Raw genomic sequence first — 12,668 nt, forward strand, 5'->3', positions numbered from 1 at the left:
AATGATGACGACCGAGACAAAGGAGCAATCGCTGGATCTGGTGCGCACCGCGGCGTTATGCGGTGTGCACCAGGCACAGCTAATGTTTGGGCAGATGCTGCTGGATGGCAAGCTGATCGAACGTAATCCGACATGGGCATTGCACTGGTTTGAACGAGCTGCGAAGAGCGGCAACCTGATGGCGGTGAACATGGTTGGCCGCTGCCACGACCAGGGATGGGGAACGCCGCCCAGTGCCGCGCTTGCAGAGCAATGGTTTCGCAAGGCCGCGGAGCGCGGGCTGGACTGGGGCATGTACAACCTGGCGACGCTTCTCACACTGGGTGAAGGTGGTGTGAGGAAAGACAGGCTGCAGGCACTGGTGTGGTTTCGTCGTGCTGCCGAGCTTGGTCATGCAAAGTCCATGAATATCCTGGGTGGTTTTTATGAGGATGGCTGGGAGGTGCGGGCCGATCGCACCATGGCGCTGGAGTTTTATCGGAAAGCCGCTGAGGGTGGCGACTTTCGTGGGCAGTTCAACCTGGGGCGTCTGCTCGCAGAGGAAGGCGATACCGCTGCGGCCATGCACTGGTGGAAGCAGGTGCCGCAGACGGCAACGCCGGCGTTCCTGCGGAAGATGAAGAGGTTTTTAGAGGAAGCGCCAGCGACTGCGTCACGGTCGTTCGCCGCAACGCTGCCTGATGCGCAGAGCATGCAGCAGGAAGTTGGAATGAGGTAGCAACATGCTGGTACAGGTTTCAGAAGTCCTAACGCGTGAGCAGGTGAAGCAGTTTCGCCAGGCTCTGGATGCTACCGAGTGGATCGATGGAAAGGTCACGGCGGGCTACCAGTCTGCCCGTGTGAAGGACAACGCGCAGTTGAATGAGAGCAATGCAGTTGCTGCCGATCTGGGCAGGCAGATTGTGGAAGCACTCAACAGGTCACCAGTGTTTGTTGCTGCAGCGCTGCCGAAGAAGATCTTTCCGCCGTTGTTCAACCGCTATCAGGGCGGTCAATCCTTCGGCAATCACGTCGATAACTCGGTGCGTAGAATTCCGGCGACGGGTGAGTATGTCCGCACGGACCTTTCGGTGACCCTTTTTCTAAGTGAGCCGGATGAGTATGACGGTGGCGAGTTAGTCATTGAGGACACCTATGGCTCGCAGAGTGTGAAGCTGCCCGCCGGTGATGCAGTGCTGTATCCATCCACCAGCCTGCACCACGTTCGTCCCGTGACCCGCGGTGCGCGTGTCAGTTCGTTCTTCTGGCTTCAGAGTATGGTGCGCAGCGATGAACAACGATCGCTGCTGCTGACACTGGACGTTGCCATTCAGCGATTGGCACAGGATGTGCCGGATCACGCGTCCGGGGTTGAACTGACGGGTGTTTATCACAACCTGCTGCGGCAGTGGGTGGAGCTCTAGGGATCAGGCGCGCGCTTCCCCCGGAATATGCGTGCCACAAAGCTGTCCATGTCGCTTGCGGTGTGGGCAGAGAACGAGGGACCGGATGCCGCCCTCACGGCGCCGGTCCCTCGCTGTTTGTTGGATGCGTGTTGCTCGATCTCTACCAGCAACGAATTCTGACCATCCGAATATGAGCTGCAGCGAAAAGAGCGCCCGTCATAGGGCGCTCTTTTCGTGTTTCCTGGAGAGGGTTTGTACTTAGTTCGGCATTAAAACGGTGTCGACTACGTGGATCACGCCGTTCTTCTGGAAGACGTCTGCGGTCGTGATGGTAGACGTGCCGCCCTTCTCATCGGTCAGCATGATGATGGAGCCGGACATCTTCGCGGTGAGTGTGCCGCCTTCGACAGTCTTCAACGAAGCCATGCCGTTGCCCTTCTTGATCATCTTGGCGAGTTCCTTGGAGCTGATCTTGCCGGGGACGACGTGGTAGGTGAGGATTTTCGTCAATGTTGCCTTGTTCTCAGGCTTCACCAGCGTGTCGACGGTGCCTGCGGGCAGCTTGGCGAAGGCATCGTCGGTCGGTGCGAAGACAGTGAAGGGACCTGCGCCATTCAGGGTGTCGACCAGACCTGCTGCCTTCACGGCTGCAACAAGGGTCTTGTGGATGGGCGAGTTCACTGCGTTCTCAACGATGGTCTTGCTGGGGTACATGGGAGCGCCACCAACATCGGGGTCCTTCTGTGCCACTGCGGTCATGCTGCCGCCCATGAGAGCTACGGCCAGTACGGTCTTTGCGAACTTATTCATCTGAGAATCTCCTGTGATGCGTAACTTGCTTGTTGCTTCAGTCTGTTCACCGGCCGGGTGAAGTCACTTGCTGCACTGTAGGAACGTCGACCGAACCACAGTGGATTGCGTGCCTTTGATTTTTTCTTTCGCATCGTATGGGAACCTGTTTCAGAAACGGCGAAGCGGTATGCCCATGCATCAGAAGAGATGGCTGTGGTTACCAATTCGGTGTTCGGCGTGTCCCACCAATTGACAAGCTGCTGCAGGGCTTCAAAACTACAGGGGTGTACTTGACAGGATCAGAGCAGGGAAGCCGCCAGGCACACAGGCACACGCCAGGCGGTCATGGAGACGTGGTCGAACACCAGCACATTGAGGCTCGGGACTCCGGCCTGTTCCTGATCGGTCTGTTCAAGCTGGCGAAGGCCATTTTCTTCCTGGGTGTGAGCCTGGGGGCGCTGCACTTCATCCATCACGATCTGTCGCAGACCGCGGAGCGGTTCCTGCTGGAACTGCACTTCGACCCTGAAAGCCGTGTCATTGATTTTGTAACGGACAAGCTCGCCCAGGTGACGCACCATAAGCTGCGGCTGATCAGCCTGGGCACATTTCTATACGCAGGACTGTGCTGCACCGAGGCGTACGGCCTTCTACGGCGCAAGGTGTGGGCAGAGTTTGTAACGCTGTGGCTCAGTGTGTCGTTCGTGCCATGGGAGACTTGGGAACTGGCTCGGAAGCCCAGCCTGTGGCATGTCGCCATCTTGTTGGCAAACCTTGTTGTCGTGGCCTATCTACTCTGGATGCTTCGCCGCAAAAAAAGCCGTCGCGGCAGCCGTTCCTAGTCAGATCGCTTAAGGCGCGCTTAATAGCTCCCGGGGCTCGCTTGCGGTATTCGCTTTTTCTTCTCCATACTACGTCTTCCGTGTTATCCACAAGTAGCAACAGGCGTACAGAACCGGCTTAAACAACACAAGCTGTAGTGCTGTACGGCCTTGCTAACCCTGCCCGTTGGGATTTCCACATTTCGCCGAATTGTCCGAGGAAAAGAGCGGAAATTTCCCACTTGCTCTTCTGCTCGGTATCAGTAACGATGTGGAGCGTGGTGGTAAATAGTGGAGCAAAAGGGAGTGATCTTTAGCTCTTCACCCAAATTGTAGGCCGGTTCGGGCCCCTGCTGTATCAAACCCGAACCCAGAGCGGTACCGGCGGGGTTAGAAACGATGTTCCGTGGCAATCACCCAGCGCGTGTGGACGAGAAAGGCCGGCTGAAGCTGCCGGCTGAGTTCAAACGCCGCGTGGACGAGAGCTACGGCCCGCAGTTCTACATCACCAGCAAAGACGGCAAGCGGGCGGAGATTTACCCGATTCGTGAGTGGGAGCTGGTGGAAGCAAAGTTGGCGGAGATTCCGAACATGAATCCCGCGAAGAAGAAGTTTCTGGACGTAACGAACTATTACGGCCAGATGGCAGAGCTGGATGCACAGGGACGGTTGACCCTGCCGCTGATTCTGCGGGAGAGCGCGAAGGTCACCGCCGAGGTGGTGGTGCTGGGATCGCAGACGTACCTGGAAGTCGTGAATCATGACGACTTCAAGGCCAAGCTGGACCTGGAGCCGCTGACCGAGGCCGATATGACGGCCCTGGCAGACCTGGGACTTTAGAGATTTCAAACCGTAGGCCCCCAGTGGGCCCACATGGAGGCGGAGAGTGAGCGGTCCGCAACATGTGCCGGTTCTTTTAGAAGAAGTTTTAGACCTTTTACAGGTGCGCCGCGGCGGAACGTACGCCGATGCAACGCTGGGGCTGGCAGGGCATTCGAGCGCCATTGCTCGGAGGCTTGGGCCAGAGGGATTGCTGATCGGATTTGATCGCGACCCGCAGGCGATGGAGCTTGCCACAGCAAAGCTCGAAGCGCTGCGCGAGGAGCTTGGACCGGAGATGCCGCAGGTGCGGCTGATCCCGAGAGCGTTTTCGTCGGCAGCAGAAGAGCTTGAGCCAGCATCGCTGGATGGTCTGCTCGCCGACTTTGGCGTGAGCAGCATGCAGCTGGACCAGGCGCACCGTGGATTCAGTTTTCGGCAGGACGCACCGCTGGATATGCGTATGGATACGCGCAGCGGTGAGACAGCCGAGCAAGTGGTAAATCAGGCGGACGAAGAAGAACTCGCCAACCTGATTTACGAATTCGGAGAGGAAAGGAGGTCGCGGAGAATCGCCAGAGCCATTGTGAGGGCACGGCCGATACGTACGACGGCGGAATTAGCCCGAGTGATATCGGCCGCTGCCCCAGCAATGAAACAGGACAAGATTCATCCGGCGACGAAGACTTTCCAGGCACTTCGAATTCGTGTGAATGATGAACTCGGGGAGATACGGTCGCTGCTTGAAAGCGCGCCTTCTCTCTTGAAGTTCGGTGGACGTCTGGCGGTCATCAGCTTTCATTCGCTGGAGGATCGTCTGGCGAAGGATGCCTTGAAAGAAGGCGGGGAACGCGGTATCTGGAACGTGATCACACGCAAGCCTGTGATTGCCGCGGAACTTGAAGTGGATCGCAACCCGCGGTCACGCAGTGCGAAGTTACGAGTGGCGGAGCGGATTAAAGCCGGTCCGAAAGTTACAAGAAAGATTCCTCCGGTGGGCGGTAGTAGTCGCGGAAACAGAACCGGAGTAAGTTGACGGCAGTAATTGTGGATAACCTGTGGGAACTTAGGAAAACTCCTCCCCACGGTGTAAAAACAGGGCGCTCATCCGCCCTCATGGTTAGAGCAGACATCGCTCCGGGCACGAGGACGAAGGACCGCCGAATTAGTAAGCGGTAATACATCGGATCGGTGAGTAACCAATCCGGTTCTGGTAGATAAGACGTTTCTCGTACGCGATGGAAGCGGCTAAGTCCAGAAAACAAATGGAGCGGGAATCATCGTTGATTCCCCCGAGCAGCGAGAGGGTGGGCGAGCGTGATGGAACAGACGATGCCGGCAATGGGAATGGTAGCGGGACGCGCACAGCGCGAGCGCGCCGAGTCTTTTCGTGATCACAACCGTTCGGTGTATGACCAGCAGCGCCGCGCGCGCCGCGGTCCCACACCCGAGATCTTCTTCACAAAGCATCTCGATAACAGCCGCATCGTAAAGGCTGACGATCCCGAGCGCCGTAAGGAGATGCGGCAGTTCACCATCGCCATGGGCATGCTGTTCTTCCTGGTGATGACCTATGTATGGCAGCACTTCTCGTCGATCGAGATGGGTTACTCCATTGAGGCGCAGAAGCTGCAGGTGGAACACATGCGTGAGGAGAACCGGCAGTTACACCTGTCGGAGGCGCAGTTGTCCGATCCGGACCGCATTGATCGCATCGCACGTCAGCTTGGCCTGGATACGCCGCAGCCCGGACAGGTCATTCGTCCGGATGGTTCCTTTGCGAACAATGGTCCTGTGGTGGCAGAGGCGCAGGTACCTTCGGCGGTTCTCCGCTAACTTCAATTTCTTGTAACGGCCGGCAGGCTCCGCTGCGATAGTCGAGGGAACCGGTCGTTACGACCTACTCCCTCTGATGTCACAAGGTCGAGCCTGCCATGAGTAACCTCCGCCAGCCACTAACCGCTCCCATCCGGCGAGTCCGCTTTGTCTATGTTGCGCTGTTCTTTGCAGCATGGACGTCGCTCATTGGCATGCGGCTTGTCTGGCTGCAGGTAGTTCGCCATCATGACTGGGTGGAGCGCGCTGCCAAGCAGCAGCAGCGAACGTTTGAAGTTGCTCCGCGTCGCGGCGTTCTGTATGACCGAAACCTTCGCGAACTTGCAGTGACCGTCCTTGCCGAATCTGTCTATGCCGTTCCCAGCGAACTTGGCGACAACCGTGCAAACGTTGCTGAGCTTCTCTCCGGTATTGTGCACGTCGATCCCACCGACACCTTCACAGCGCAGGGCAGCATCATGGCCAGGCTGACGGCCTCCAGAAACTTCGCGTGGATTGCACGTAAGTTAACGCCGGAGCAGGCGCAGCGCGTGCGCGAATTGAACCTGAAGGGCGTGTACCTGCAGAAGGAGTTTAAGCGTTTCTATCCCAACACCGATCTTGCAGCGCAGACGCTTGGCTATGTGGGCATTGATGACACCGGCCTGGGCGGCATGGAGCGCGAGTTCGAGGACGATCTACACGGTACCGCAGGCCATGTGCTGACAGCTGTCGATGCCAAGCGCCATGCGCTGGGCAGTGAAGAGCGCGAGCCATTGCCGGGCGAGAACCTTGTGCTGTCGATCGACACCAACATCCAGTACATGGCGGAGCGCGCTCTTGATGCGCAGATGCTGAAGATGAAGGCGGCGCACGGCACAGTAGTGGTGCAGGATCCGCACACGGGCCAGATCCTTGCGCTTGCGATCTCGCCGCGTTACAACCCGAATGATCTGAAGCACCAGGATCCGACCATCCTGAAGAACCTGGCTGTCAGCGATGTGTATGAGCCAGGCTCAACCTTCAAGCTGGTGACCTATGCTGCGGCGGTGGATGGTGCCGGTGTACAGCCTACAGATATCGTGGATTGCCAGGGCGGCGCCATGACGATGTATGGCCGCACCTTGCATGACGATAAGTCTGACCACTTTGGCCGTGTGACGGTGCAATTTGCACTGGAGCATTCGAGCGATGTGGGCGCTGCCAAGATGGCGATGAAGCTTGGCAACAGTAAGTTCTACGACTACATTCGCGGCTTTGGTTTCGGTGACCGTTCCGGGATTGAACTGCCGAGCGAGACGCGTGGTCTGCTGCGGCCTGCCCGTAAGTGGGAGGCGACGAGCATCATGTCTATCGCTATCGGGCATGAGGTGGGTGTTACACCGGTGCAACTGGTGACGATGGTGTCTGCGATTGCCAATGGTGGCACCTATCTTCCGCCGCACATCCTGCTCGATGAGACGGAACTTATGAAGGGTGATAGTCGGCTGCGGCCTGCAGCCTTCCATCCTACGAACTCACTGCCTGCAAAGATGCCGGATGGCGCGCACCGCGTAATCACCGAGCTGACCGCTGCGAAGATGCGGCAGATGATGGAAGGCACGATCGTCGAAGGTACGGGTAAGACGGGCGCGCTCAATGGTTACAGTGCCGGCGGCAAGACGGGCACCGCGCAGAAGATCGATCCTGTCACACACACTTACTCGCACACGCGCACAGTTGCCAGCTTCGCCGGTATCGCGCCCATCAACAATCCTGCTATCTCAGTCGCGGTCATCATTGATGACCCGATGGTTGGAACACGCTATGGCGCTGAGACCAGCGCTCCTGTCTTCAAGCAGGTCGCACAGGAAGTTCTCGAATACCTGGGCGTACCGCACGACCAGCCACTGAAGGTTGTAAAGCCCGACAGCGCCGCTCCGAAGCTGGAGCTTGCGGGCGATGCGCCGAGCGAAGATCCGGGTGATCTGAACGTGATGTATGAGGAAATCAACTCACTGCCCGCAGACGACCCACTGCGCCAGAAGAGTGATGCAGCCGTGGTCGCGGCAACGGCGGCTGCGGCGCCCGTACCGGTGGCATCGACGGAGAAGAAGGGCATCTTTGCGGCGCTGCCGGAGAAGATGTTGAAGGCGTTCCGCGATCATGGCGGATCGTCCATCATGACGGACGAGACGACCGAGGCCAACAAGCTGTCGCCGAAACCTGTGGCGGACCATGTGCAACGAACCGATGGCGCCGTGGTCGTGGATGCCAGCACAAAAGTTGCGGTGCCAGTGATGCAGGGCGGATTGCGTGCGGTGATTCAACAGGCCGCGGGGGCTGGATTGCGTGTGCAGCCGGTGGGCAGCGGCCTGGCGCGGGAGCAGGTGCCCGCTGCCGGAACCATGGTGCCGTTAGGTACCGAAGTGGTCGTGCGGTTTACGCGATGATCGACGCGCACTGGTCCGTCATCATCCTGATTGGTGCGGTCGTCGGCGTTGTTGTGGGCACCATCGGTACCAGCGGCGCCATCATGATTCCGCTGCTGGTGTTTGTGTTCGGACTTTCGCAGACGAGTGCGCAGGGTACGGCCTTGTTGATGGCCTCGTGTCCCTTGTGGATTGCACCGATGCTGGTCTACGCGCGTGCGCACCACGTGGAGTGGAGGCTGGGTTTGCTGCTGGCGACGGGCATGGCGGTGGGCAGCATCTATGGCGCCAGGCTTGCGCTGCAGTTACCGACGGTCTATCTCAAGCGTGGATTCGCGCTGATGCTGGCGGCAGTTGCCGTGCGCATGTTCTTCCAGCGGTAGAATCGCGCGAGGATGAATTGGACTGACATCATTGCCGGTGTACCGGTGCTTGCGCTGGGTGACACGGAGCGCGCAGAGATTGTGGGTGTGGAGTATGACTCCCGTGCGGTGCGTGCCGGTTCGCTGTTCGTCGCGATGCGCGGCGAGACCACCGATGGCAACAAGTATGTGCGCGCTGCACTGGATGCGGGTGCCGTCGCAATTGTGACGGACGCGCGGGAGAGCTTTGCCTTCGCCGATGCGCGCGGTGTGCCGGCGGCGCTGATTGCCGATGGCCGGCGGGCGCTGGCGGCGGTAAGTGCGAACTTCTTTGGCCATCCTGAGCGGCAGTTGAAGCTGTGTGGCATTACCGGAACGAACGGTAAGACCACGACAGCCTTTCTGCTTGAGGGCTTGCTCAACTCTGTGGCACGCAAGAGCGTGTTGATCGGCACCATTGAGACGCATGTGGCGGGCGAGGTGCGGCCGAGTCCGCATACGACGCCGGAGAGCCGCGATGTGCTGGCGATCTTTGCCGATGGTGCGGCTGCAGGTGCGACCGAAGCGGTAATGGAGATGAGCTCGCACGCGCTGCAGCAGGAGCGTGTGTGGGCGCTGCCGGTAGACGTTGCCGTCTTCACAAACCTGACACAGGACCATCTGGACTTCCACGGCACCATGGACGCTTACGCGGGCGCGAAGGCGCGGCTGTTCCAGGGTGTGGGCGCTGCGGCGCCGCGGGTTGCGGTCATCAATGCGGACGACCCTTACACTGCGCTGATGATGGACGCCGCGAAGAATTGCGAGACGTGCTGGACCTATAGTGTCGATGCGGATGCGGACTTCAAGGCGAGCAACGTTGCGTTGCGTGCGGGTGCGACGAGCTTTGTGATGGCTACTCCCTTTGGTGATGCAGAGGTGGTGTCGCAACTGACCGGTCGCGTGAATGTCTATAACCTGCTGGCCGCTGCGGCGGCTGCAATGGGACGAGGGCTGACGCTGGATAAAGTGGTGAGTGGTGCGGCTGCGCTGCCGCCGGTGCCGGGACGCTTTGAGACGGTGGCGAACGCGCTTGGCTTCACCGTCGTGGTGGACTACGCGCATACGGATGATGCGTTACGAAACCTGATTGTGCTGGCGCGTGAGCTTGCAGGAGATGCTCGCGTGCTTACGCTGTTCGGTTGTGGTGGCGATCGCGATAAGACGAAGCGGCCAAAGATGGGCCGTGCCGCGGGCCAAGGCAGCGATGTAGTGATCGTCACGAGTGATAACCCGCGCAGTGAAGATCCTGCGGCGATTGCGGAAGAAGCGCTGGCGGGTGTGGGTGCGACGGGCAACGCGAATGTTCGGGTGGAGCTGGATCGTGCCGCTGCGATTGCGCTTGCAGTGAACGAAGCGCGCGCCGGCGACATCGTACTGATTGCCGGCAAAGGCCATGAGAAGACGCAGACATCGCGCGGCGTGGCGGTGCCGTTCGACGACGTTGCAATAGCCGCGGCGGCGCTGCGTGAGAGGGAATCAAGGGCATGACATTGACGTTGGGACAGGTTGCGGATTGGATCCATGCAGAGGGTGATTTCGACCTGCAGGCACAGGTGTTCGGCTACTCCATCGATTCCCGCACGGTAGCTGCGGGCGATCTGTTTTTCGCGGTCACCGGCGAGCGGTTGGATGGGCATGAATTCGTTGCGGCGGCGTTGAAAGCAGGCGCCGCGGCTGCGGTGGTGAGTACGCACTGGGTGGTGCCAGCCGAAGTTGATCCCTGCAAGTTGCTGCGTGTGCCGGAGAGCGAAGACTGCGTGCTGAAGGCGATGCAGGGGCTGGCGCACAAGGTGCGTCGGCAGTGGGGTAAGCGCGTCATCGGGATCACGGGATCCGCTGGGAAGACGACGACGAAGGAGTGTGTGGCGGCGGTGTTGTCTGCGCAGTTCAACGTGCTGAAGTCTGCGGGAAATCTAAACAATGGCTATGGTGTTCCACTGCAGTTGCTGCGATTGCAGCCGGAGCATGATGTGGCCGTCATCGAGATGGGGATGAACCACGCCGGTGAGATTGCGGCGCTAGCGAAGATTGCCGAGCCCGATTGGGTAGTGGTGAGTAACGTCGCTCCGGTCCACCTGGAGCACTTTCCGGATGGTATCGCCGGGATCGCTGCGGCGAAGTACGAGCTGGTGCAGTCGCTGCCCGCGGAAGGCCTTGCCTTTCTGAATGCGGATGATCCCTATGTGTCGAAGTTTGGCCGCGATCGAGAGAGGCATGCGCGGTACTTTGGTCTACGCAGTACGTCAGCGGCGGTAAGTGCGACGGATGTTGTGAGTGCCGGTGCGGATGGCATGCGCTTCACGGTTGAGGCTGGCGGAGAGCGCCGGCCGGCCTCAATTGCATTGCTCGGGGAGCACAATGTCTACAACGCGCTTGCGGGCATTGCGGTAGGGCTTGAGAGTGGGATGACACTGCAGGCGTGCATCGATGCGCTGTTGGTGTTGCAGCCGAGCGACAAGCGTGGCGAGCAGTTGCTGTGGCGCGGCGCGCGGATCATCAATGACAGCTATAACAGCAACCCGCGCGCGCTGGATGCGATGGTGGATGCGCTGATGGCGGTCGAGGCGACTCGGCATATTGTCGTTGCGGGCGAGATGCTGGAACTGGGGCCGGACGCGGATGTACTGCATGCGGAGTGTGGCGCTTACATGCTGTCGCGCGGTGTGGATGTTGCTCTAGGTGTGCGCGGCCATGCGGCGGCGCTGGTGCAGGGCGCGGGGGATCGCGGGCTGTTTGCCCTGACGCCGGAGGATGCCGGGATGTGGATGCTGGCGAATCTGCGTGAGGGGGATGCGGTGCTGCTGAAGGCTTCGCGCGGGGTGCGGCTGGAGCGGTCGCTGGTTGCGCTTGGCCTTAGCGCCGGTTCGGGGCACTGACTGGTTCGTGCTTCGCACGAGTAGCCCACCCTTTTGCTTCGGAAAAGAATGCCCGGGATCTTGATGGCTCCCTGGAACAATGGGCACCCGATGTGGGCGTTGGGAGTACCTGTGGTGGAACCCTTGCGGTATGCGCAGGCTTCGCGCGCGTAAGCTGAAATTCGATGGTGTCTGCGCTTTTTTGCGCACGGAGGACCTTTGCTTTACTGGCTGCTCTATCAAAAGCTGTACCCGGTCTTTCGGGTCTTCCGTATCTTTCGGTACCTCACGTTCCGCTGCGTGTTTTCGAGCCTCACGGCGTTGCTCATCGGCCTGCTGATCGGGCCGTTCGTGATTCGGCGTCTGCGTGAGTTTCAGATCGGCCAGTACATCCGCGAAGAGGGACCTGCGAGTCATCAGAAGAAGACCGGCACGCCGACGATGGGCGGGGTGCTGATCTGCATCTCGATCCTGGTGCCGACGCTGCTCTGGAGCGATCTGTCGAATCCGTTTGTGTGGATCGCGGTGCTGTCGACAGCGGCATTCGGTGCGATCGGATTTGCGGATGATTACATCAAGGTGCTCCATAAGCGGAACCTTGGGCTGACGAGTATTCAGAAGTTGATGCTGCAGTTCCTGGCGAGCTTCGGTGTGGCCGCAGTGTTGGTGTGGATGCAGACGCGGGGCATGTATTCGACGCGGCTGGTGGTGCCGTTTGTGAAGAAGTTCCGGCCGGATTTGATCATCGGCTCGTTGCAGCACATACACGGACTTTACTGGCTGAGCTTTATTCCGTTTGTGGTCTTCGTGATGCTGGTGATCAGCTTCAGTTCGAACGCGGTGAACCTGACGGACGGGCTGGATGGGCTGGCGATTGGCTGCACCATCATCGCCGCGGGTGCGCTGACGGTGCTGACGTATGTCAGCGGTCACGTTGTCTTCAGTGACTACCTTGAGCTGCAGCGTATGCCGATGGTGGGCGAACTGACGATCTTCTGTGGCGCGATGGTGGGCGCGTCGATCGGCTTCCTTTGGTACAACGCGCACCCTGCCGAAGTGTTCATGGGCGACGTCGGATCGCTGGCGCTGGGCGGTGCGATCTCGACGGTTGCCGTCCTGGTCAAGCAGGAGCTGCTGCTGCCGTTTATCGGCGGCGTCTTCATTCTGGAGGCGGTCAGCGTGATGCTGCAGGTGGGCAGTTACAAGCTGCGTGGGGGGAAACGGATCTTCAAGATGGCGCCGCTGCACCATCACTTTGAGTTGAGCGGATGGAGTGAGAGCAAGGTGATCGCGCGCTTCTGGATTATGGCGCTGGTCTTTGCTTTGTTTGCACTGACGACGCTGAAGCTGCGTTAGGCTGATAGCC

General features: G+C 59.5%; 12 protein-coding genes. 11 read left to right on the forward strand and 1 reads right to left on the reverse strand.

The window, feature by feature from the left end:
• The first annotated feature begins 1 nt into the window (after position 1).
• Together BLW03_RS15440 and BLW03_RS15445 are read left to right on the forward strand one after the other, a co-directional pair.
• Positions 2-718: a tetratricopeptide repeat protein gene (locus tag BLW03_RS15440; protein ID WP_083350567.1), complete on the forward strand. Its 717-nt coding sequence runs from the start codon at positions 2-4 to the stop codon at positions 716-718.
• A 4-nt stretch (positions 719-722) separates the two neighbouring features.
• Complete coding sequence (locus BLW03_RS15445) at positions 723-1,403, forward strand: Fe2+-dependent dioxygenase (protein WP_074654907.1); 681 nt, start codon at positions 723-725, stop codon at positions 1,401-1,403.
• Positions 1,404-1,643: 240 nt separating this feature from the next.
• Here the strand turns inward: BLW03_RS15445 and BLW03_RS15450 are convergent, their stop codons facing one another.
• Positions 1,644-2,195, reverse strand: a complete 552-nt coding sequence (locus BLW03_RS15450; RefSeq protein ID WP_074654908.1) for a fasciclin domain-containing protein — start codon at positions 2,193-2,195, stop codon at positions 1,644-1,646.
• A 335-nt stretch (positions 2,196-2,530) separates the two neighbouring features.
• Here BLW03_RS15450 and BLW03_RS15455 point away from each other — a divergent pair, with 335 nt between their 5' ends.
• The 9 genes from BLW03_RS15455 to mraY all read left to right on the forward strand — a co-directional run bounded on the left by BLW03_RS15455 (position 2,531) and on the right by mraY (position 12,658).
• Positions 2,531-3,019, forward strand: coding sequence for a DUF2127 domain-containing protein (locus BLW03_RS15455; RefSeq protein WP_074654910.1), 489 nt, complete (start codon positions 2,531-2,533; stop codon positions 3,017-3,019).
• A 378-nt stretch (positions 3,020-3,397) separates the two neighbouring features.
• On the forward strand, positions 3,398-3,838 hold the full coding sequence (locus BLW03_RS15460) for a division/cell wall cluster transcriptional repressor MraZ (RefSeq protein WP_074654912.1): 441 nt from the start codon (positions 3,398-3,400) through the stop codon (positions 3,836-3,838).
• Positions 3,839-3,884: 46 nt separating this feature from the next.
• Positions 3,885-4,853 (forward strand): 16S rRNA (cytosine(1402)-N(4))-methyltransferase RsmH, encoded by a 969-nt coding sequence (gene rsmH / locus BLW03_RS15465; protein ID WP_074654913.1) that lies wholly within the window; start codon positions 3,885-3,887, stop codon positions 4,851-4,853.
• 296 nt (positions 4,854-5,149) lie between these two features.
• On the forward strand, positions 5,150-5,653 hold the full coding sequence (locus BLW03_RS15470) for an FtsB/FtsL family cell division protein (RefSeq protein WP_244502114.1): 504 nt from the start codon (positions 5,150-5,152) through the stop codon (positions 5,651-5,653).
• A gap of 98 nt (positions 5,654-5,751) precedes the next feature.
• The gene (locus BLW03_RS15475) at positions 5,752-8,064 is read left to right on the forward strand and encodes a penicillin-binding transpeptidase domain-containing protein (protein WP_074654915.1); all 2,313 of its coding nucleotides are present in this window, start codon (positions 5,752-5,754) and stop codon (positions 8,062-8,064) included.
• A complete protein-coding gene (locus BLW03_RS15480) occupies positions 8,061-8,426 on the forward strand; it encodes a sulfite exporter TauE/SafE family protein (RefSeq protein WP_074654916.1) in 366 nt (121 codons plus the stop codon). The genes BLW03_RS15475 and BLW03_RS15480 overlap by 4 nt, the downstream gene beginning before the upstream one ends.
• A 12-nt stretch (positions 8,427-8,438) precedes the next feature.
• Positions 8,439-9,935, forward strand: coding sequence for a UDP-N-acetylmuramoyl-L-alanyl-D-glutamate--2,6-diaminopimelate ligase (locus BLW03_RS15485; RefSeq protein WP_074654917.1), 1,497 nt, complete (start codon positions 8,439-8,441; stop codon positions 9,933-9,935).
• On the forward strand, positions 9,932-11,323 hold the full coding sequence (locus BLW03_RS15490) for a UDP-N-acetylmuramoyl-tripeptide--D-alanyl-D-alanine ligase (RefSeq protein ID WP_074654918.1): 1,392 nt from the start codon (positions 9,932-9,934) through the stop codon (positions 11,321-11,323). The genes BLW03_RS15485 and BLW03_RS15490 overlap by 4 nt, the downstream gene beginning before the upstream one ends.
• A gap of 198 nt (positions 11,324-11,521) precedes the next feature.
• A complete protein-coding gene (gene mraY / locus BLW03_RS15495; RefSeq protein ID WP_074654919.1) occupies positions 11,522-12,658 on the forward strand; it encodes a phospho-N-acetylmuramoyl-pentapeptide-transferase in 1,137 nt (378 codons plus the stop codon).
• Positions 12,659-12,668: the final 10 nt, after the last annotated feature.

The sequence above is a fragment of the Terriglobus roseus genome (assembly GCF_900105625.1).
Taxonomy (GTDB): domain Bacteria; phylum Acidobacteriota; class Terriglobia; order Terriglobales; family Acidobacteriaceae; genus Terriglobus; species Terriglobus roseus_B.